Genomic DNA, 20,435 nt, shown 5'->3' with positions numbered 1-20,435 from the left:
ATGTCCGGATAACTCATGTTATGCTGCAAATCGTTCCTTTTTTAACGAAACGCGCATCATGCTTTCAAAGCTCTTACGTTCTATTGTCATCGGTTTGATTGTCGCTGGCCTGCTGCTGCTGGCGCTGCCGTCTTTACGTCAGTTCAATAAACTGTCTGCTCCCCAGTTTGATAGCACGGATGAAACGCCGGCCACCTATAACCAGGCCGTCCGCCGAGCCGCCCCCGCCGTAGTTAACGTCTATAACCGCGGCCTGAATAGCTCAGCCCACAACCAGCTGGAGATCCGCACCCTCGGCTCCGGCGTGATCATGGACGAGCGCGGCTACATTATTACTAACAAGCACGTGATAAACGATGCTGACCAGATCATCGTCGCCCTGCAGGATGGCCGCGTGTTTGAGGCATTACTCGTTGGGTCTGACAGCCTGACCGATCTGGCCGTCCTGAAGATTAACGCCACGGGCGGTTTGCCGGTCATCCCGATCAACCGTAAACGTACCCCGCATATTGGTGATGTCGTCCTGGCGATTGGTAACCCTTACAACCTGGGCCAGACCATCACCCAGGGGATTATCAGCGCGACAGGTCGTATCGGCCTCAACCCATCCGGACGGCAGAATTTCCTGCAAACCGATGCCTCCATCAACCACGGTAACTCCGGCGGTGCGCTGGTCAACTCGCTGGGCGAACTGATGGGCATCAACACCCTCTCGTTCGACAAGAGCAACGACGGTGAGACGCCTGAAGGGATCGGCTTTGCCATTCCGTTCCAGCTGGCGACCAAAATTATGGATAAGCTGATCCGCGACGGACGCGTGATCCGCGGCTATATCGGTATCGGCGGGCGCGAAATTGCGCCGATGCATACCCAGGGCGGCGGAATCGATCAGATCCAGGGCATCGTGGTTAACGAGGTGGCGCCAGGGGGTCCGGCTGCCAACGCGGGAATTCAGGTAAACGATGTGATTGTGTCGGTCAACGGCACGCCGGCGGTCTCTGCGCTGGAGACGATGGATCAGGTGGCAGAAATTCGCCCGGGTTCTATCATCCCTGTTGAGGTCATGCGCAACGATAAGAAACTGACGCTGCACGTAACGATTCAGGAATACCCGGCAACAAACTGACAGGCATAAAAAAACGGAGCGATAAGCTCCGTTTTTTGCCGGGAGACGGTTCGTATTACTTGTTAACGAACTCTTCGCCCAGGGTGATATCTTTCTTCAGCGTATCCAGCATGCCTTCCATCGCGTGTTGTTCAAACGCGCTCAGGGTACCAATGGATTTACGCTCTTCGATACCGTTTTTACCCAGCAGCAGCGGCTGAGAGAAGAAGCGAGCGTGTTCGCCATCGCCTTCAACGTAAGCGCATTCAACAACGCCTTTCTCGCCCTGCAGAGCGCGAACCAGTGACAGACCGAAACGTGCAGCCGCCTGGCCCATAGACAGGGTTGCAGAACCGCCACCCGCCTTCGCTTCCACCACTTCGGTGCCCGCATTCTGGATGCGTTTAGTCAGGTCAGCCACTTCCTGCTCGGTGAAGCTCACGCCTGGGATCTGCGACAGCAGAGGCAGGATGGTGACGCCAGAGTGACCGCCGATGACCGGAACTTCCACTTCTGTTGGCTGTTTGCCTTTCAGCTCAGCAACAAAGGTGTTGGAACGGATGATATCCAGCGTGGTTACGCCGAACAGTTTGTTTTTGTCGTAAACACCTGCTTTCTTCAGCACTTCTGCCGCGATAGCAACGGTGGTGTTCACCGGGTTAGTGATGATACCGATGCACGCTTTCGGGCACACTTCAGCAATCTGCTGCACCAGGTTTTTCACGATGCCCGCGTTGACATTGAAAAGGTCTGAACGATCCATGCCCGGCTTACGCGCTACGCCTGCAGAAATCAGCACCACGTCGGCACCCTGCAGTGCAGGACGTGCATCTTCACCGGAGAAGCCTTTGATTTTTACAGCAGTTGGGATGTGGCTCAGGTCAACCGCCACGCCTGGGGTTACCGGAGCAATATCGTACAGGGAGAGTTCTGAGCCTGAAGGCAGTTGGGTTTTCAGTAGTAGGGCAAGCGCCTGGCCGATACCACCAGCAGCGCCGAGGACTGCGACTTTCATCCTAAACTCCTTATTATGGTTAACTTAAGTATCTGTAAATCCGTTGCGGCGACCATAATTCAGCAAGTAAATAATTACAATTTTCGTAGCTAAAGAATTTGAGGTCACGCGACTTTATCTCTCACCAGAAAACTATCTGACGACAGAGGGCAACGCATTAAGAGGTGGTTACAATACACCCTGCCCCGCCACCAAAACAACATCATTTTGATAACATTTAATTTACTTTTAAGCTTATTTGCGCGGCGTGACCCAGGCATGTTTTCTGATAACGAAATCTGATAAAATCACTCCCTTTCATAACATTATTTCAGCCTGGCGCTGAGTAGATAATTTGCATAAAAATTCATCCACATGCATAATAATGTTGTTTCTATCGTCATATTCCGGGTGACTTATGCGAAGCTCGTCTAAGCAAGAAGAATTAGTTAAGGCGTTTAAGGCGCTACTTAAAGAAGAGAAATTCAGTTCTCAGGGAGAAATTGTTCAGGCGCTGCAGGAACAAGGCTTCGATAATATCAATCAGTCGAAAGTCTCCCGCATGTTAACGAAATTTGGCGCGGTGCGTACCCGTAACGCCAAGATGGAGATGGTCTATTGCCTGCCAGCAGAACTTGGCGTGCCGACCACCTCCAGCCCGCTCAAAAATCTGGTTCTGGATATCGATCATAACGACGCCGTAGTGGTGATCCACACAAGCCCCGGCGCCGCACAGCTGATTGCCCGCATGCTGGACTCGCTGGGTAAAACGGAGGGTATCCTCGGGACTATCGCCGGCGATGACACCATCTTTACCACACCGGCTAGCGGTTTTTCCGTGAAAGATCTCCACGAAGCGATTCTGGTTCTGTTCGAACAGGAACTCTAATCCCCTCTCCCCGTAGCGCCGCTGCGGGGATCGTTCTGCTTCCGCTGCGTTCTCCCCTCTTTTCTACTGCCCTTCACTTTGACAAATAGTGCTTTTTACCACTCATTAACATTCACATGGTGAATGCTAAATCAAAGAATCGCACAAAAAATCAAAAGTTGATATCCATATGATTTCATTAGCTATCACCAACAAAAACGTGCAAAAAACACCCAATATTATGCAATTTGGTTATAAAAAAAGGACTGGTTAACACGTAATAACAATAGAAATCATTAGTCTGGTATTAATTTTTACCGTTATTAGTGTATACTTGATTTTGTGATGAGGGTCACGAAACAAGACCCCACTAAAAAATTCGACGAGGTAAGAATCATGAAAATCAAATCAACTGTAGCGGCTCTGAGCGTCCTGTCTGTCCTGTCATTCGGTGCTTTCGCGGCTGACTCTATTAATGCTGACCAGGCGCAATCCCGTCAGGCCATCGGTACGGTTTCTGTCGGCGCGGTCGGCACATCGCCAATGGACATGCATGAGATGCTGAACAAAAAAGCGGAAGAACAGGGTGCATCATCCTATCGCATCATCGAAGCGCGTTCTGGCGACCACTGGCACGCCACCGCTGAGCTCTACAAATAAGTTTTAGTAATAGCTGAAAACGTAAATATCCACTCAACGGCACCAGGCATAAAAATAGCGGTTCAACCCTTCTCGCCGTTGAGTAAAAACCCTATTCAGGAGTAAAGACTATGAAAACCAAATTGATCATCGCAACCCTCGGTCTGGCATCCGTTCTCTCTTTCGGCGCAAGTGCAGCCGTACAGCAGGTGAATGCCGACCAGGCACAAAATCTACAGCGTATGGGCAGCGTCTCCGTGACGTCTGTCACTGGCTCACCGATGGATATCCGTCACGAACTGGCCGCCAAAGCTGAAAAAGCAGGTGCCAGCAGCTATCGCGTCACCGAACTGAATCAGGGTGACCACTGGCATGCAACTGCAGAACTGTATAAATAAACCCTCGTCGTATCTCATCATACGACTTGCCCCTGGCCTCATGGTCAGGGGCTTTTTTCATTCAATGCCGCGCGTTAAAGCGCAACTGCCCTTCAAGCTCTTCTTCCGCTTCATCGAACAGCAATATCAGCGCGCCAAAACGTCTTCGCAGCTTATCGGGCAAATGGATAAACTCAATCTCCAGCGGGAGCGGCAACAGACTGCCGGTGACCACGTCCCAAAGCGTATCCAGATTCGTCACGCTTTCCCTTTCAAGATCAAACACCCGGATAAATTCCCGGTAGAAGTCTTCCTGACTGTCGATCTCGTCAAAATCAAACGTATAGGTTTTCATTGCCAGCCACCCAGTCCAGGCGAGCGGCAGCTGCCGCCCTGTCTATTATAATCCCCCAATATGCAGGGTTTTAACTTCCAGATACTCTTCCAGTCCCAGCACGGAGCCTTCTCGTCCAAGACCTGACTCTTTTACGCCGCCAAAAGGCCCGAGCTCCGTGGAGACGGCGCACTCGTTAATGCCAATCATCCCGCTCTCGATGGCCTGTGAAACGCGGAAGACCCGTGAGAGATTCTGGGTATAAAAGTAAGCCGCCAGCCCATAAGGCGTATTGTTGGCGCGCTGGATGACCTCATCCTCCGAGGTGAAACGAAAGCACGCCGCCACCGGGCCAAACGTCTCTTCTTCTGCCAGCTTCATGCCTTCATGGCAGTCGCCCAATACGGTTGGCATCCAGAAATTCCCGCCAAGCGGATGGGGCTTACCTCCTGCCAGTACGGTTGCGCCCCGGGCAACGGCGTCGTCGACATGCTCACGCACTTTGTTCACCGCAGAAGGTTCAATCAGCGGCCCGACGACCACCCCCTCCTCAAGACCATTACCCACCTTCAGCGCATTCACCGCATCGGCGAGTTTATTCACAAATTTGTCGTAGACGGTTTCCTGAATATAAAAACGGTTCACGCTGACGCAGACCTGCCCGGCATTGCGAAACTTGTTGGCGATCGCGCCCTTAACCGCTGCGTCGATGTCCGCATCCTCAAAAACGATATACGGGGCATTTCCGCCCAGCTCCATCGAGACTTTCTTCATGGTTTCGGCTGCGTTACGCACCAGCGTTTTGCCGACGGAGGTTGAGCCGGTAAAGGAGATTTTACGCACGTCGCGGCTTGCCATAATCGCATCGCTGATTTCATGCGTATTCCCGGCAACGGCGTTGAGAACGCCGTCGGGCACACCGGCCTGTTTCGCCAGAGTAAGCAGCGCAAAGGCGCTGAGCGGCGTGTTGTTGGCCGGTTTAATAACTCCGGTACATCCGGCCGCCAGCGCCGGGCCTAACTTGCGGGTGAGCATGGCCATTGGGAAGTTCCACGGCGTAATCGCAGCGGCCACACCAATGGGTTCACGGGTCGCCAGAATGCGTGAGCCAGGTTTGATCGGTGGAATAATTTCACCATTCGCGCGTTTAGCCTCTTCGGCAAACCACTGGATAAAGCTGGCGGCGTACTCCACTTCGCCCTCCGCTTCTTTCAGGGGTTTGCCCTGTTCGGTGGTCATTAACCGCCCGAGCCAGCTTTTATTCTCAATAATCAATTCATACCAGCGGTATAGAATCGCCGAGCGTTCTTTCGCGGTTTTGGCACGCCATGCCGGGAAGGCTTTGGTGGCCGCTGCGATAGCCTCTTCGGTTTGTGATTTACCCGCTTTGGCAACTTTCGCGATGACTTCCCCGGTAGCGGGGTTAAACACATCGAAGGTCGTATCCAGCGTTTTCCAGATTCCGTTGACCAGATAGCCGGTCTGAAAAAGGATGTGGTCCTGAAGCGCCTGGGTCGTCATGTGTCCTCCCTTTCTGAAATGTAAGAACGTGCTGGAATAAGTATAGCCACAAAAAAACCGACGCTTTTGGCGTCGGTTTTTTTACTTCAGTCAGTTATCCGTGAGGGCATTCTGGTAGCGATGCAGCATAAACACTAGCCTTCCTACCGGCTCGGTCACCTGAGGCGGCGCTTCCCAGTGCTTGAGCTTTTCCTGATAGACATCGAGCTCTTCAAGCAGCTGCGTAAAGTAACGACGCCGTTTGTCATCGCTGCCAGCGGAAAGCACATGATCGGCGGTACGACGTAACTGGCGGTGGAAGGCCGACAGATCGTCGTTGATCGGCACGGGCGCGTTACGCAAACGCTGGTGCGCGATGATCAGGGTTAACGCCAGGCGGAATTTCGCGATGTCGCCCGGGAACTTGTTCAGCAGTAAAAACAGCTGCTGGTAGAGCGCGGGAAGGTGGTTCTCTTTACGGCGCGCGGTATTGGTTGTCAAAGACGACACGGCAGCCGACACGAACTGGTTCAACAGCACGCGGCCCGTTCTTGCCTGCGAGTTATCCCGCACCAGCAGTATCACCATCATGGCCAGGAAACAGCCCACCAGCTGACCTAACGCACTGTCCAGGAACTGGCTGAAATGGAAGGTCATGGGGTTATCGAGCACGATGATGTTAATCGTACTCGCCAGCGCACCCAGCGATCCCAGGCGCCGCTTTTGCACTTCAATGCCGATAAAGAACGCCATTACCGCCAGGCTAATACAGAGCAGCAGCATGCTCTGCTGCGTCGAAGGGATGATGACCAGGAAATAGAACGCGCCTATCGGCAGGGCGGCAATGGCGCCGTACAGGAAATCGATGGCGACCATACGCGGATTAGGCAGACGCATCGCCAGTGCGGTAACGACGGCAATCATCACCATCGCGCCGTTGCCGGACGTCCAGCCCGTCCACAGCCAGAACAACGTGCCGAGCATACAGGCAAGAGTCGTACGCCAGAAGTTGACCATCGCGTGATGGCGCTCAGCGGATTCCGCCTTGATCACCACTTCGCCCTGCAGTACCTCTTCTTCTGCCGCGCTGATTTTGGTGTTACCAATCACGCCGCGTTTCAGCAGCAGGTAGCGCGTCGCGGCGCCGACCCAGGTGTAGATCGTTACCGGCGTGTCGCGCTCCCCAGTCCAGGCAATCACCCGGCGCATACGCTTAAGCTGCTTATGCACGTCCTGCACGGTTTCCACCGGCTCGGCGAACAGTTCGCGGAACGTATCGGTGACCGCTTCCGGCCGGGTGTTCTGAATCAGATAGGTTTCACATGCCTGGGTAATCAGCGTCAGAGAGACAGTATTGAGGGCTTTAAGGCGACGATTTGCGCGGGCCCAGCGCGAGGACTCCATGTTAAGGTTGCTGCGCATCCCTTCCAGCGCCTGCGTGCGACGAACAAGCCCGCTCCAGGCTTTATCGACCTCTTCGCTGTCGCCGTGTTTAATACACAGCTGCATCAGCTGGTATTGAGCAACGATCAGCGCGTCAAGCTCACGGTCGACTTCCTGCTTGATGGAGCGCGGAGAGAACAGCAGATCCGCGACAATCGCACTCACGATACCAATGACAATCTCGCTGCAGCGCTCAACCGCAAACTGCGGGGCGAGCAGCGGCTCGGACTGAATGGTGATGATAATAATCAGCGCGGTATAGCCCGCCAGCCCCCAGGCGTAGGAGTTCTCCACTTTCACCAGAGACGAGATCCAGGTGCAAAAACCCGCCCAGATACAGCACACCATCAGCATCAGCAGCGGCGTGCGGATCATCAGAATAATAATGGTGAGCGCCGCGAGACAGCCGATGAACGTCCCGATGATACGCAGCATCCCGCGATAGCGGATCGCGCCTGAATAGGGTTCCCCACCCGCGGCAAAGGCCGGACCCGCCGCGACAATAGCAGCCGTCAGCACTGCCCAGCGAGGGGTTTCAAGCTGGAAGTGAAAGCCAACAAACAGCGCCAGCACAATGGCACACGCCAGCTTCACGGCGAAGCGAATGTGCTGGCTGGCGATGGAAAAGATGCCCATAGCGATTAACCAAACTCGCGCAGACGGTGGGCGATTTTACGGAAGAACGAGTCCTGGCTGGCATCCCGATCTTTTTCACCGGTAATCACCACCGTCGCCGTGGTACCCGCAGGCCACAGGTTGCCCTGCTGTTCGTCCAGATGGATACGGACCGGCACGCGCTGGGCCAGACGCACCCACTCGAGGTTGGAATCCACCGTTGCCATCCCTTTGGCATCATTCGAACTGCTGGAGTTAGTCACCCCTGCGGCGACGCTGTCGACAGTTCCTTTAAAGACGCGATTGCTGCCCAGCGGCGTAATTTCTGCCCGGTAGCCCGGGCGTACGCCTTCCAGCTTGGTCTCTTCCATATAGGCGAGTACGTAGAAGGAGTTCTGTTTCACCAGCGCCACGGCGGTTGAGCCACGGGTAATGAATTCCCCGGCATAGACGTTAAGGTTGGTCACCCAGCCATCGGACGGCGCGCGGATCACGGTACGCTCGAGATCGAGCTTCGCCAGATCGCGCGTTGCCTGCGCTTTCGCCAGCTGGTGCAGCACGGTTTGCAGCACGTTGTTGGACTGGTCAATCTCTTCACGGGACATTGCCTGAACGCCAAGCTGGTTACGGCGGCCAGCCTCGCGGCGTTTCTCCGCAGCCAGCGCCTGGTAATAGGCCACGTCCGCTTCCGCCTCTTCCAGCGCTTTCTGGTAACGAGGCTGGTCGATGGTGAACAGGACCTGATCTTTTTTCACCAGTTGGTTATCGTGAACGTTGACGGCCGTAATAAGACCGGCCACGTCAGGAGCGATTGCCACCACATCGGCGCTGAAGCGTGCATCACGCGTCCACGGTGATTCAGTGTAATAGACCCAGGCGCGGAAAATAGCGATGAAGGCGAGGATAACCAGCGCCATGGTGATGGCAGTGCGGGAGATTTTTCTTGTTAGCGTTTTCACATCAACCTCAGACAAACATGCGCGATATCAGGTAAAACAGGCAGCAATACAGCGCGGTATTGAACAATGCAGGGTGCCAGACGAAATCGTAGATCCCGGTAGGGACCAGCACCTTGCGCACCAGCCAGAAGATCGCCAGTGATAAAAGAAGCTCGAAAAATATCGGTGGGAAGGACAGACCGAACACCACGATAACGGGAAACAGACTCATGTTGACCTTGATTAGAGAGAGTGCAGGCTTCAGAATTTTTTTAGCGCGCGCCATCGCAGGAGAGCAAGAAACGCCGGGCGAGAATGGCGCAGCCGTTATGTAATAAATAATATATTAACGTAACTGTTATGCTGTTATCTATAATATGTGATCTAAATCACTTTTAAGCCAGAGTGAACAATGGAACGTTTAAAACGCATGTCGGTCTTCGCCAAAGTGGTTGAACTGGGCTCCTTTACCGCCGCTGCACGCCAGCTTCAGATGAGCGTCTCATCCATCAGCCAGACGGTGTCCAAACTGGAAGATGAGCTTCAGGTCAAGCTGCTCAACCGTAGCACCCGCAGCATTGGCCTGACGGAAGCGGGCAAAATTTACTATCAGGGCTGTCGCCGTATGCTGCTGGAAGTGCAGGATGTTCACGAACAGCTCTACGCCTTCAACAACACCCCCATCGGCACGCTGCGCATCGGGTGTTCTTCAACTATGGCACAAAATGTTCTCGCTGCCATGACGGCGGATATGCTGAAAGAGTATCCCGGGCTTACCGTTAATCTGGTGACGGGTATCCCGGCACCGGACCTGATTGCCGACGGTCTGGACGTGGTGATCCGCGTCGGCGCGCTGCAGGATTCCAGCCTGTTCTCGCGTCGGCTGGGCAGCATGCCGATGGTCGTCTGCGCTTCCAAGAGCTATCTGGCCCAGTACGGTGTTCCGGAGAAACCCGCCGATCTCACCAACCACTCGTGGCTGGAATACAGCGTGCGGCCCGACAATGAATTTGAGCTGATTGCCCCGGAAGGGATCTCCACCAAACTGCTGCCGGAAGGGCGATTTGTCACTAACGATCCGATGACCATTTCGCGCTGGCTGGTGGCCGGCGCCGGGATTGCCTACGTGCCGTTAATGTGGGTGATCAACGAGATCAACAGCGGCGTGCTTGAGATCCTCTTCCCGCGCTACCAGTCCGATCCGCGTCCGGTGTACGCCCTGTATACCGAAAAAGACAAACTCCCGCTAAAGGTGCAGGTGTGTATTAACTATCTGACCGAGTATTTTGTGGACGTAGCAGAGCTGTTTCAGGGGATGCGGGGAAGAAGGAAAGAATAGGTTTTGTAATTCGAGACACCTCTCCCGGTTTGGGAGAGGGTTAGAGTGACGGGAAAACTTACGCCGTGCCGCCCACCGTCAGGTTGTCCACTTTCAGCGTTGGCTGGCCCACGCCAACCGGCAGGCTCTGGCCCTCTTTACCGCAGACGCCCACGCCGTTATCCAGTTTCAGATCGTTACCGACCATCGAGATCTGCTGCATGGCTTCAATACCGGAGCCAATCAGCGTCGCACCTTTCACCGCTTTGGTCACTTTGCCCTTCTCGATCAGGTACGCTTCTGAAGTAGAGAAGACAAACTTACCGGAGGTAATGTCCACCTGGCCGCCGCCAAAGTTAGGCGCAAAGATACCGTAATCTACGGATTCGATAATCTCCTGCGGCGTGGATTTACCCGGCAGCATGTAGGTATTGGTCATACGCGGCATCGGCAGATGCGCGTAAGATTCACGGCGTCCGTTGCCCGTCGGCGCGACGCCCATCAGGCGCGCGTTGAGTTTGTCCTGCATGTAGCCTTTCAGCACGCCATTTTCGATCAGCACGTTGTACTGGCCGGGCGTACCTTCATCGTCGATAGCCACCGAGCCGCGACGGTCAAGCATGGTGCCGTCATCCACCACGGTGCACAGTTCAGAGGAGACAAGCTGCCCGATCTGACCGCTGAAGACCGACGTCCCGCGACGGTTAAAGTCGCCTTCCAGGCCGTGGCCTACCGCCTCGTGCAGCAGCACGCCCGGCCAGCCAGCACCCAGTACCACCGGGAATGAGCCCGCCGGCGCCGCGACGGCATTCAGATTCACCAGCGCCATGCGCACGGCTTCTTTTGCCCACGCGTCAGCGCGCGCTTCACCGTCAACGTCGCCCAGGAACCAGTCATAGCCGAAACGACCGCCGCCACCGCTTGAGCCGCGCTCGCGCTTACCATCATCGTCGACCTGCACGCTGATGGAGAGACGTACCAGCGGGCGAACGTCTGCCGCCAGAGTGCCGTCCGTTGCCGCCACCAGAATCAGTTCATACACACCGCTCAGGCTGGCTGAAACTTCCTGCACGCGTTTATCCGCCGCACGGGCGACTTTGTCCACGCGACGCAGGATATCCAGCTTCTCTTCACGGCTCATGCTTTGCAGAGGATCGATGCTGGTATAGAGCGCAGAGTGCTGCACTTCTCCAAGGGTTTTCACGCGACCATCGCCGGTATCACGCACAATGGTACGCGCGGCCTGCGCGCTCTGCTCAAGTGCAGCCAGGCTAATCTGATCGGCATAGGCAAAACCGGTTTTCTCGCCGCTGACGGCGCGGACGCCGACGCCCTGGTCGATGTTGTAAGAGCCATCTTTAATGATGCTGTCTTCTAAAACCCAGGATTCGTGATAGCTCGACTGGAAATAAAGGTCGCCGTAGTCGAGACGGCGTTCGGTCAGTTGACCAAGAATGGAGAACAGGTCCTGATGATTCAGGCCGTTCGCTGCGAGCAAATGTTCACTTACCAGGTTCAGACTCATCGTATTGCTACTCGTTCGTTGCCGCCCGTGGCGGTATAAAGATCGTATTTATTGAGAGTGAGGCAATTACCTGCCCACGTCAAATCATTGCTGTGCATCTTTGCGCGGCTGGCGCAGCACCTCGTTAATCTGCGGTTTATCGACCGGACCGGTAATGCGGTAGCGCAGAATGGAGACCTTGCTCCACAGCGGCCCCAGCACTTTGCTGGCGGCAAACACCGCCGCACCGACAATCGGGTTCACCACAAAGGCCGCCGCAACGCCCACGCTCGCGGAAATTTCCGGTGCCACCACGGCTTCCATATCCAGTTCGCGGCGCACGAGGTTGACCGAGCCTTTCATGGCGATATCCGCTTCCAGGCCATCCACCAGAGTATCGTCCGTATGCAGAACGCCGTCCTTAATCCATGCCGTACTGCGGATGGAATCGTAGTAGAAACCTTCGCTGAACGTATCGCTGAAATCGAAGCGCAGCTTGCGCAGCAGCGCATCAAAACTCAGCAGGCGCAGGATCTGCCCGGCGCGCCCCGTGCTCACGTCGGCGATCTCACCTTTACCAAAGTGGGTTTTCAGAATGCCGTTCAGCGAGGCCTCATCCGGCTTCCACGGAGCGTCACGCCAGTGAAGATCGTAATCGACGTCAAATGACGAGCCGCGCAGCGGCGTGCTGATACCAAAGAAATTGGCTGCCGCATCCAGCTTGTTGCCTTTAATGTCACCCTTGAGGGACGTTCGCTGTTCGCCCGGGTTATTCACCCATTCCCCTGCGGCCGTCATGCGGCCAAAGCCGGTATCAACCAGGCCACCGGAGAGCGTAAGCGTGTTGGCCTGAATAGTGAAATCACCGTCAATACGGCCATATTTCTGCCCCCACAGCCAGCACTCAGCGCAGCGCAGCTGGAGATCGGGCCAGCCGCTAAAATCGACGCGGGAGGCATTACTCAGCGGAGACGCTTCCGCCGGTTTATCTTTCCCGCTCGTGGCGCTTGCCGGGTTGTAGTAGAGATAGCGAATCGCCGCCTGCCATGGCGCGTGATTGCGCATGGTCAAAGTACCGTTGATCTCTCTGCCCTGGGCCTCTACCTTCGTGCCGTTAGCGCCAGGCTGCGAGACGATGCTCAGGTTGTTCCACTGCTGCCCGCCCAGCATCAGCGAAGGCGTACGTACGGTAATGGTTTGCGGGAACTGGGCGGTTTCATCAACGTTTTGCCCAACGCCTTTCTGGAACAGCGCTAGCCACTCTGCACCGTCCATCGGTGGGAGATTCAGCTCAACGCCCGTCTGCTCCGGCAGCGGCGGCGTGGAGCGGCTATCCGTTGTCCAGATGGCTTTGTCGAGGGTGAGCTTGCGGTTAAGCAACCAGCGGCTGTTGAAGTGGTTTGTCCCGCCCGCGCTGCCGGTCAGTGCGAAGCTGTTCAGGTTGCCATCGACGTTCAGCTTTACCGGCAGCGGCTGTCCGGCCTGTTTATCCAGCGGCGCTGGCAGCTGGCTTCGAATATTCTTCAGGTCACCCGTGATGTCGACCTTATACTGGGCTCCCGCGTGATAAGGCAGGTCGATTGCCACTTTACCCTGCCAGGCGACCGCGCCATCCACCGACGCCTCAATGGGCTTCGGCAGGACGTCCATACGCGCTGGCTGCCAGTTACCGTCCAGATTGACGGCCACCTGATAAGCCTTTTCACCCTCTGTGGTCGTGAAGTCGATATTCACGGGCTGATTAAACCAGCTGGCAGTAAGCGGCTCGCTCTTCAGGTTACCGTTCTCAAAGCTGAACTGCCCGCTGAGATTTTTCAGCGTGCTTTCAAGGGGTTTGATGAACAGGCTGTTATTCTTCAGGCGGACATCACCTTTGGCGGTGGTCATCTCTCCGTCCAGCGGGATATCAAGATGTAAGCGAGCATTCACATCGCCATCAAGCTGCAGCTGCTGAAGCGTCGCCGCCAGTGACTCTTTCAGCGGCGTCTCCTCAAAGTACGGTCCTACCGCCTTACCGGGACCGTTGATCTCGGCATCAATCAGCAGCTTCTCTTTGGAGTAATCCGGGATGTTGGCCGTCAGATTGCTGGCCGTCACGCCGCCCAGCGCCACGCTGTCGGACTTCATCCAGAGTCCGTCATTGAGGAAATTAAGTTCGATATCCAGCTTTTTCAGCGCGGGCCAGCCCGGCTGGAACGCGAAGGTAGCGTCATGCAGCGGGACCAGAACCTGGAACTGACCTTCATTGTGTTTGTACGGGAACAGATGGGGATTACCGCCGTAGACCAGCGTGGCATTATCCGCCTGACCGCCCTGAATCGCGCCGCTGAGATAGTCTACCAGCGCTTTCCCCATCAGGTTTTCAGGGAAATAGCGCCAGGCCTGGGAGCCATCATCGGTACTGATCCCGGCCAGAATCCCCAGCCATGGCTCATCGCCTTCAGGCTGCAGATAGCGAAAATCGCCGCGCGCGTGCACCGCTTTCGCTTTGACGTCGATATGCCGGCCATCGAGCTGGAAACCCTTATCGTTACGGAGCCAGTTAAGCACTGCGTTGCCCTGTTCGATTTCCAGCGGCGCACGGAAGACCGTCTCGTAAGGCATTTTGGCGTCGTGCATATCAACCGTCAGCCTGCCGTTCTCCACGCTGCCTTCCAGCTTGCCGCTAAAGTGCTCCGCCCCCGGCAGCAGCTTCCACTGCTTCCAGGCAAGATCTTTCCATGTCGCCTGGAAACGGGTTTTTTCGGTCGCCTGAAGTGGGATATCCAGCGCCAGAGAATCTATCTTTCCGCTCGGCTGCGTAGCCAGCCAGATCTCGCCCAGGTCAGGAGAGAGCTTTGCCGCCATCGAGCGTAGCCCTTCAATGGCGGCCAAATCCAGGTTACTGGCACGGATGCGCAGCTCGTCGCTGCGTTTACTGGCCGTGCCGCCAACGTCCTGCTCCGGCATCCAGGCCAGCGTCAGCGCACCGCGCGGCCACGGCTTGCCGTCCATCGTGATGCGCGTATCGGGAATGGCAAACTGCCAGCCCTCTTTCTCCTGCGTCACGTGCGCGGTGAGGTTATCGACGGAAAGCTGATGCTGTTGTTTTTCGCCTTTCCAGCTCGCGCCCCCCTGCTTGAGCCAGATATCACCGCTGGCAAATTCGCCTTTCGTCAGGGTCAACCAGCCCTCAAGGCTGAAGCGGGCCGTTTCCAGCTGCATGTTTTGCTGGAGCCAGTCGCCAAGCCACGGCTTGACGTCCACATCGTCGGCCTGAAGCCAGACTTTGCCGTTATTTAACAGGCCGTCATCGTCACGCAGATCCATGCGTACCTGCATCACGCCGTGCTGGCCGTTCAGGCTTGAGAGATTGACCTGCCCCTCGGCGCGGTGCCGATCCTTACCGTTAAGCCAGGTAAGCTGCGGGATCGCCAGCTCGGCGCGCTGCCCGGAAAGGGTAATAAAGCTCACTTCGCTGTCGCGCAGATCGAAATGATCGAACTGGCGGAGGAAAAGATCGCTGAAGCGGTTAGCTTCAAGACCCTGACCGCTATCGCCGCCAGACAGCGGCGTATTGGTCAGAAACTGAAGCTGATAAAAGGTGAGATCGCGAAACTGCCAGCGCAAATGCAGCAGGCTTTGCCAGACGTCCAGCGCCAGGGTCACGCGTTTGATTTTCAGGTAGCCGCCATCTTTCAGGCTGGCGTTGATATCACGGACATCGAGCGTCGGGCCAAAATTCTGCCAGTTAGCGCTAACCTGACTTACGTTCACCGGCACGCCGGTGGTGGATTCGATTTTCGCCAGCAGCTGCGGACGCCAGCTGTCCAGATGCGGTAAAACGAGGCGTAGCCCGCTCACGAGCAACGCGACAATCACGACCAGCGTTGCCCCTGTAAGCAATAAAATCCCCGGCAATCGCCTCACGCATCTCTCCTTGTCAGCTTCGTCACGCAGCGTACTGCGCTTACATCATTACGACGTCAAACTGCTCCTGGTTATAGAGCGGTTCAATTTGTACTTTTACCTGTTTGCCGACAAAGATTTCCACTTCCGCCAGCGCGTGTGACTCTTCGCCTTTCAGCGCTTCAGCCACCGCAGGGGAAGCATAGACCAGAAAACGATCGGAGTCGTAGGCATGATGAACACGGACGATTTCACGCATAATTTCGTAGCAGACGGTCTCAACCGTCTTTACCGTTCCGCGTCCATGGCAGGTTGGGCATTCATTGCACAGCACATGCTCCACGCTCTCGCGGGTACGCTTACGCGTCATTTCCACCAGCCCCAGCTGTGAGAAGCCGTTAATGCTGGTTTTCACGCGGTCTTTGCTCAGCGCCTGCTCAAGCGAGTGCAGCACGCGGCGACGGTGGTCTTCATTACTCATATCGATGAAGTCGATAATGATAATGCCGCCCAGATTGCGCAGACGAAGCTGGCGCGCAATGGCCTGAGTGGCTTCGATGTTGGTGTTGAAGATGGTGTCATCCAGGTTGCGATGACCGACAAAAGCGCCGGTGTTGATATCGACGGTAGTCATCGCTTCGGTCTGATCGATGATCAGATAGCCGCCTGACTTCAGCTCGACCTTACGCTCCAGGGCACGCTGGATCTCGTTTTCGACATCATAGAGATCGAAGATCGGCTGACGCCCGGTGTAGTGCTCCAGCAGGCCAGGCATCTCAGGGATATATTCGGCGGTAAACTCGAGCAGGGCCTCGTACGTCAGACGAGAGTCCACGCGAATGCGGTCGAGCTGCGCGTCGGCAAAGTCACGCAGAACGCGCTGCGCCAGCGCCAGCTCACCATAAAGCTGATAGCGGGTCTGGTTGCGTTTTTTACGCTCCATCACTTTTGTCCAGACGCGCTTCAGGTAAGCCGCATCCGACGCCAGGTCTTCCTCGCTGATCCCTTCCGCGGCGGTACGGATGATAAATCCGCCCTGTTCATCGCAGTAGGCGCTGACCACTTTCTTCAGACGCTCGCGCTCGGTTTCACTCTCAATACGCTGCGAAACGCCCACGTGCGACGCGCCGGGCATAAAGACCAGATAGCGGGAAGGTAAGGTGATGTCGGTGGTCAGACGAGCGCCTTTGGTACCGAGGGGATCTTTCACCACCTGCACCATCAGATCCTGTCCCTGACGCACCAGTTCAGAAATGTCGCGTACGGCAAACTGCTTTTGCTCTTCGCCCGCGACGCACTCGGTGTGCGGCATGATATCGGAGGCATGTAAAAATGCCGCCTTATCGAGTCCAATATCTACAAAAGCCGCCTGCATACCCGGTAGTACACGACTGACACGACCTTTGTAGATATTGCCTACTATTCCGCGCCGCGCTTCACGCTCAATATGAATTTCCTGAAGAATGCCACCATCAATATAGGCCACACGGGTTTCCGAGGGCGTTACGTTTACCAACAATTCAGCCGTCATAATTATCCCTTCCCTCACGCAGTGAGTTAAAATTGCTCAGCAACTCATACGTTTCCACCAGCGGTAAGCCGACTACGGCGTGATAGCTGCCATGAATCTTCCTGACAAAACAGCCACCCAGCCCCTGAATACCGTATGCACCTGCTTTATCCATCGGTTCACCGCTGGCAATATAAGCGGCGATGTCGTCGTCGGTAAGTACTCTGAAGGTCACTTCCGTCACCACCAGGCAGTCCAGCACGTGCTGGCTGTCAGCCAGCGCGACGGCCGTCATCACCTGATGCGTTTGTCCGGACAGCTTGCGCAGCATGCGCGCTGCATGATCGGCGTCGTGCGGTTTCTCCAGCACTTCACCGTTCAGGATAACGATGGTATCTGCCCCCAGCACGGGAAGATCGCGTGGCACACTGGCCACGCCCGCCTGCGCTTTCTCCCGCGCCAGACGTGACACGTACTGTTGAGCACTTTCGCCCTCAGCACGTTTTTCTTCAATGCCGGTCACGATGCGTTCAAAAGAGACGCCTAGCTGCGTCAGGAGTTCCTGACGGCGCGGGGAGCCGGAAGCGAGATACAAAGACGTCATAGAAACCTTTTATTGCACAGCAAACTGCTGGCGAACCTTACGCATCAGCAGGAATAGCCATGGCCAGAGCACACCGTTTACTACACTACTCCAGAACACTTCCGGTCGGAAAGAGACGTTGATCACTAAAAACTCTGCCCAGAAAACAACGATATCCGCAGCGAGCGACAACAACATCACAACCAGGGCCTGTTGCCAGAGCGCAAGGTTACGGAAGAGCTGGAATTTGAGTGCGACGAGGTACGCAATAATGCTCATGGACAAGGCGCGCACGCCAAGCGTAGAGCCGCTAATGAGATCCAGTATGGCACCCATCACGAAACCCGTGCCGACATTTACGCGATGCGGCAGGGCAAGGATCCAGTAGAGTAAAATGAGCAATACCCAGTTTGGCCGGAAAACGAGAATGTCATCCGGCCAGGGCATAACCTGCAGTAACAGTGCAATAAGAAACGAGAGCCAGATGACCCAGCGTCCCTGGCTACGATAGCTTGCCACTACTGCCCTCCCGAAGAGAGTTTAGGCGGTGGCGGCGCATCCGGCAGCGGCTGCGTTAACCCGGTTGCCGGCGCCGGGACTGGCGCAGGCGGCCCCATGGAATCCGCAGGCGGAAGAACCTGCGGCATCATCTGCATCAGGCGCTCGTTTGCTACGCTATGGACCTCTTCAGGCGTCATCGGGTTAGCCCCGTTACGATCGGCCCCCCACAGCAGCAGCAGATAGCGCAGACGCTGCAAACCAGCAGTTGGACGCGCCTGAATCACGGTATAGGCACGCTGGGTATCCAGCTTGACGGAAGAGACCACCGCAACCGGATAACCTTCAGGGAAGCGTCCACCCAGACCAGACGTCACCAGCACGTCGCCTACGCGGATATCCGTGTTAGCCGGCAGGTGTTCCAGCTGCAGGTCGTCCGTACAGCCGTTACCGGCCGCGATCACGCGGATGTCGTTGCGCAGGACCTGGATCGGCAGCGCATGCGTGGCATCGCAAATCAGCAGCACGCGGCTGGTCAGTTTAGCCACGGCAACAACCTGGCCTACTACGCCTTTATCGCTGATAACTGGCTGGCCTTCATACACCCCGTTCACGCTGCCTTTGTCGATCACAACCTGATCGCTATAGGGGTCGTTCACGGTGGAGATCACCTGCGTGACCATTTTCTGCTCATCCTGACGCAGCGGCGAGCCGAGCAGTTCACGCAGGCGCGCGTTTTCCTGCTTGTATTGCCCCAGCATCAGCAGTTCGCTGTTTTTCAGCAACAGTTCCTGACGTAATGCCCGGTTTTCGAGTTCGAGTTGGTCACGCGAAGACAGCGTTTGAGAAACGGAGTCGAGCAGTTCACGGGGACCATTTGAAACAAAGTAGAAAGGACTGACGGCGGTATCCATGTACGTTCTGATCTGGCTGAACGTACCGAGGCGGCTATCGGCAATAATGACCCCAAGCGCAACCAGAACCGCCAGAATGAGGCGAAACTGTAGCGATGGGCCACGGCTAAAAATTGGCTTCATAGGCTATGCGTATTCTCGCGTCAGAGAGAAAGGGTAGCAAATTGCTACCCTCTCAAACTCGACTACTCTTCGCTGAACAAATCGCCGCCGTGCATGTCGATCATTTCCAGCGCCTTGCCACCACCACGGGCGACGCAAGTCAGTGGATCTTCTGCAACTACGACAGGAATACCTGTCTCTTCCATTAACAGGCGGTCGAGGTTACGCAGCAGCGCACCACCACCGGTCAGAACCATACCGCGCTCGGAGATATCGGACGCCAGCTCTGGTGGACACTGTTCCAGCGCGACCATTACCGCGCTCACGATGCCCGTCAGTGGTTCCTGCAGTGCTTCCAGAATTTCGTTGGAGTTCAGGGTGAAACCGCGTGGAACACCCTCAGCCAGGTTACGGCCACGTACTTCGATCTCACGCACTTCATCGCCCGGATACGCAGAGCCGATTTCATGTTTGATACGCTCTGCGGTGGCTTCACCGATCAGAGAGCCGTAGTTACGGCGCACATAATTAATGATGGCTTCGTCGAAGCGGTCACCACCGATACGTACGGAAGAGGAGTACACCACGCCGTTCAGAGAGATAACGGCCACTTCAGTGGTACCACCACCGATATCCACCACCATGGAACCGGTCGCTTCAGACACAGGCAGACCTGCACCGATTGCCGCCGCCATTGGCTCTTCAATCAGGAACACTTCACGCGCACCTGCACCCTGGGCAGATTCACGGATTGCGCGACGTTCTACCTGGGTTGCGCCAACCGGTACACACACCAGAACACGCGGGCTTGGACGCATGAAGCTGTTGCTGTGAACCTGCTTGATGAAGTGCTGAAGCATTTTTTCAGTCACGAAGAAGTCGGCGATAACGCCGTCTTTCATTGGGCGGATAGCGGCGATGTTGCCAGGGGTACGACCCAGCATCTGCTTCGCGTCATGACCCACTGCGGCCACGCTTTTTGGCGAGCCTGCACGATCCTGACGAATGGCCACAACGGAAGGCTCATTCAATACGATGCCTTGTCCTTTTACATAAATAAGGGTATTCGCGGTACCCAGGTCAATGGACAGGTCATTGGAAAACATGCCACGAAATTTTTTCAACATACTAAGGGATAATCCTGAAAGCTGGGGCGGAAAACAAAATCCGCTTACTTTACCAACCACACGCAGCAGCGACAAGGCGCAAAAATCATCTGCAACGGTGAAAATTTATGCAGTACGTTTCCTGATGTTACAAAATCATCCCCTGACTCCTTCAGGGCTGAGTAAACAGTTGCGTTCC

18 protein-coding genes are annotated in these 20,435 nt (G+C 55.7%); 5 read left to right on the top strand and 13 right to left on the bottom strand.

The genetic code is table 11. The features are described from left to right. The first annotated feature begins 58 nt into the window (after positions 1–58). Positions 59–1,126: an outer membrane-stress sensor serine endopeptidase DegS gene (degS, locus tag ACWYRJ_RS04490; RefSeq protein WP_111964987.1), complete on the top strand. Its 1,068-nt coding sequence runs from the start codon at positions 59–61 to the stop codon at positions 1,124–1,126. Between the two features lie 55 nt (positions 1,127–1,181). Here the strand turns inward: degS and mdh are convergent, their stop codons facing one another. Continuing rightward, positions 1,182–2,120, bottom strand: a complete 939-nt coding sequence (gene mdh / locus ACWYRJ_RS04485) for a malate dehydrogenase (RefSeq protein ID WP_008502835.1) — start codon at positions 2,118–2,120, stop codon at positions 1,182–1,184. 397 nt (positions 2,121–2,517) lie between these two features. On the opposite strand from mdh, the gene argR reads away from it, so the two are divergent. The 3 genes from argR to yhcN (ACWYRJ_RS04470) all read left to right on the top strand — a co-directional run bounded on the left by argR (position 2,518) and on the right by yhcN (ACWYRJ_RS04470) (position 4,004). After that, positions 2,518–2,988: a transcriptional regulator ArgR gene (gene argR / locus ACWYRJ_RS04480; RefSeq protein WP_023309388.1), complete on the top strand. Its 471-nt coding sequence runs from the start codon at positions 2,518–2,520 to the stop codon at positions 2,986–2,988. Between the two features lie 375 nt (positions 2,989–3,363). Beyond that, on the top strand, positions 3,364–3,627 hold the full coding sequence (yhcN, locus tag ACWYRJ_RS04475) for a peroxide/acid stress response protein YhcN (RefSeq protein WP_023309389.1): 264 nt from the start codon (positions 3,364–3,366) through the stop codon (positions 3,625–3,627). 110 nt (positions 3,628–3,737) lie between these two features. Continuing rightward, positions 3,738–4,004, top strand: a complete 267-nt coding sequence (gene yhcN / locus ACWYRJ_RS04470; RefSeq protein ID WP_032659672.1) for a peroxide/acid stress response protein YhcN — start codon at positions 3,738–3,740, stop codon at positions 4,002–4,004. A 61-nt stretch (positions 4,005–4,065) separates the two neighbouring features. On the opposite strand, the gene ACWYRJ_RS04465 is transcribed toward yhcN (ACWYRJ_RS04470), so the two are convergent. From ACWYRJ_RS04465 to aaeX, 5 genes are all read right to left on the bottom strand, one after another. Further along, positions 4,066–4,338 (bottom strand): barstar family protein, encoded by a 273-nt coding sequence (locus tag ACWYRJ_RS04465; RefSeq protein WP_008502839.1) that lies wholly within the window; start codon positions 4,336–4,338, stop codon positions 4,066–4,068. 45 nt (positions 4,339–4,383) lie between these two features. Next, a complete protein-coding gene (locus ACWYRJ_RS04460) occupies positions 4,384–5,838 on the bottom strand; it encodes an NAD-dependent succinate-semialdehyde dehydrogenase (protein WP_455507476.1) in 1,455 nt (484 codons plus the stop codon). A gap of 90 nt (positions 5,839–5,928) precedes the next feature. Further along, positions 5,929–7,896 (bottom strand): p-hydroxybenzoic acid efflux pump subunit AaeB, encoded by a 1,968-nt coding sequence (gene aaeB / locus ACWYRJ_RS04455; RefSeq protein ID WP_455507475.1) that lies wholly within the window; start codon positions 7,894–7,896, stop codon positions 5,929–5,931. A gap of 5 nt (positions 7,897–7,901) precedes the next feature. After that, positions 7,902–8,834: a p-hydroxybenzoic acid efflux pump subunit AaeA gene (gene aaeA, locus ACWYRJ_RS04450; protein ID WP_023309394.1), complete on the bottom strand. Its 933-nt coding sequence runs from the start codon at positions 8,832–8,834 to the stop codon at positions 7,902–7,904. A gap of 7 nt (positions 8,835–8,841) precedes the next feature. Next, positions 8,842–9,045: a p-hydroxybenzoic acid efflux pump operon protein AaeX gene (aaeX, locus tag ACWYRJ_RS04445; protein ID WP_003860416.1), complete on the bottom strand. Its 204-nt coding sequence runs from the start codon at positions 9,043–9,045 to the stop codon at positions 8,842–8,844. 180 nt (positions 9,046–9,225) lie between these two features. Between aaeX and aaeR the strand changes: the two genes are divergently transcribed. Then, complete coding sequence (aaeR, locus tag ACWYRJ_RS04440; protein WP_023616809.1) at positions 9,226–10,152, top strand: HTH-type transcriptional activator AaeR; 927 nt, start codon at positions 9,226–9,228, stop codon at positions 10,150–10,152. A gap of 58 nt (positions 10,153–10,210) precedes the next feature. On the opposite strand, the gene tldD is transcribed toward aaeR, so the two are convergent. The 7 genes from tldD to mreB all read right to left on the bottom strand — a co-directional run bounded on the left by tldD (position 10,211) and on the right by mreB (position 20,257). Further along, a complete protein-coding gene (gene tldD, locus ACWYRJ_RS04435) occupies positions 10,211–11,656 on the bottom strand; it encodes a metalloprotease TldD (RefSeq protein WP_149367559.1) in 1,446 nt (481 codons plus the stop codon). Positions 11,657–11,740: 84 nt separating this feature from the next. After that, positions 11,741–15,544, bottom strand: coding sequence for an AsmA2 domain-containing protein YhdP (gene yhdP / locus ACWYRJ_RS04430; RefSeq protein ID WP_111964992.1), 3,804 nt, complete (start codon positions 15,542–15,544; stop codon positions 11,741–11,743). Between the two features lie 40 nt (positions 15,545–15,584). Further along, on the bottom strand, positions 15,585–17,054 hold the full coding sequence (gene rng / locus ACWYRJ_RS04425) for a ribonuclease G (RefSeq protein WP_111964993.1): 1,470 nt from the start codon (positions 17,052–17,054) through the stop codon (positions 15,585–15,587). Then, positions 17,044–17,637 (bottom strand): Maf family protein, encoded by a 594-nt coding sequence (locus tag ACWYRJ_RS04420; RefSeq protein WP_111964994.1) that lies wholly within the window; start codon positions 17,635–17,637, stop codon positions 17,044–17,046. Before ACWYRJ_RS04420 ends, rng begins: the two co-directional genes overlap by 11 nt. A gap of 9 nt (positions 17,638–17,646) precedes the next feature. Next, positions 17,647–18,135: a rod shape-determining protein MreD gene (gene mreD, locus ACWYRJ_RS04415; RefSeq protein ID WP_023309399.1), complete on the bottom strand. Its 489-nt coding sequence runs from the start codon at positions 18,133–18,135 to the stop codon at positions 17,647–17,649. After that, positions 18,135–19,151 (bottom strand): rod shape-determining protein MreC, encoded by a 1,017-nt coding sequence (gene mreC / locus ACWYRJ_RS04410; protein ID WP_455507474.1) that lies wholly within the window; start codon positions 19,149–19,151, stop codon positions 18,135–18,137. Before mreC ends, mreD begins: the two co-directional genes overlap by 1 nt. A 62-nt stretch (positions 19,152–19,213) precedes the next feature. Then, the gene (mreB, locus tag ACWYRJ_RS04405) at positions 19,214–20,257 is read right to left on the bottom strand and encodes a rod shape-determining protein MreB (RefSeq protein ID WP_000913396.1); all 1,044 of its coding nucleotides are present in this window, start codon (positions 20,255–20,257) and stop codon (positions 19,214–19,216) included. Positions 20,258–20,435: the final 178 nt, after the last annotated feature.

The sequence above is a fragment of the Enterobacter sp. genome (genome assembly GCF_977039595.1).
This window is presented reverse-complemented; position numbering and strand designations above follow the sequence as displayed.

What these genes read in the sequence shown, in the direction of transcription:
- yhcN (WP_023309389.1), top strand. Translation starts at nt 3,364, where the DNA reads ATGAAAATCAAATCAACTGTAGCGGCTCTGAGCGTCCTGTCTGTCCTG.
- yhcN (WP_032659672.1), top strand. Translation starts at nt 3,738, where the DNA reads ATGAAAACCAAATTGATCATCGCAACCCTCGGTCTGGCATCCGTTCTC.
- aaeR (WP_023616809.1), top strand. Translation starts at nt 9,226, where the DNA reads ATGGAACGTTTAAAACGCATGTCGGTCTTCGCCAAAGTGGTTGAACTG.
- aaeX (WP_003860416.1), bottom strand. Translation starts at nt 9,045, where the DNA reads ATGAGTCTGTTTCCCGTTATCGTGGTGTTCGGTCTGTCCTTCCCACCG.
- ACWYRJ_RS04465 (WP_008502839.1), bottom strand. Translation starts at nt 4,338, where the DNA reads ATGAAAACCTATACGTTTGATTTTGACGAGATCGACAGTCAGGAAGAC.
- ACWYRJ_RS04420 (WP_111964994.1), bottom strand. Translation starts at nt 17,637, where the DNA reads ATGACGTCTTTGTATCTCGCTTCCGGCTCCCCGCGCCGTCAGGAACTC.
- degS (WP_111964987.1), top strand. Translation starts at nt 59, where the DNA reads ATGCTTTCAAAGCTCTTACGTTCTATTGTCATCGGTTTGATTGTCGCT.
- mreC (WP_455507474.1), bottom strand. Translation starts at nt 19,151, where the DNA reads ATGAAGCCAATTTTTAGCCGTGGCCCATCGCTACAGTTTCGCCTCATT.
- mreB (WP_000913396.1), bottom strand. Translation starts at nt 20,257, where the DNA reads ATGTTGAAAAAATTTCGTGGCATGTTTTCCAATGACCTGTCCATTGAC.
- aaeB (WP_455507475.1), bottom strand. Translation starts at nt 7,896, where the DNA reads ATGGGCATCTTTTCCATCGCCAGCCAGCACATTCGCTTCGCCGTGAAG.
- mdh (WP_008502835.1), bottom strand. Translation starts at nt 2,120, where the DNA reads ATGAAAGTCGCAGTCCTCGGCGCTGCTGGTGGTATCGGCCAGGCGCTT.
- rng (WP_111964993.1), bottom strand. Translation starts at nt 17,054, where the DNA reads ATGACGGCTGAATTGTTGGTAAACGTAACGCCCTCGGAAACCCGTGTG.
- tldD (WP_149367559.1), bottom strand. Translation starts at nt 11,656, where the DNA reads ATGAGTCTGAACCTGGTAAGTGAACATTTGCTCGCAGCGAACGGCCTG.
- argR (WP_023309388.1), top strand. Translation starts at nt 2,518, where the DNA reads ATGCGAAGCTCGTCTAAGCAAGAAGAATTAGTTAAGGCGTTTAAGGCG.
- ACWYRJ_RS04460 (WP_455507476.1), bottom strand. Translation starts at nt 5,838, where the DNA reads ATGACGACCCAGGCGCTTCAGGACCACATCCTTTTTCAGACCGGCTAT.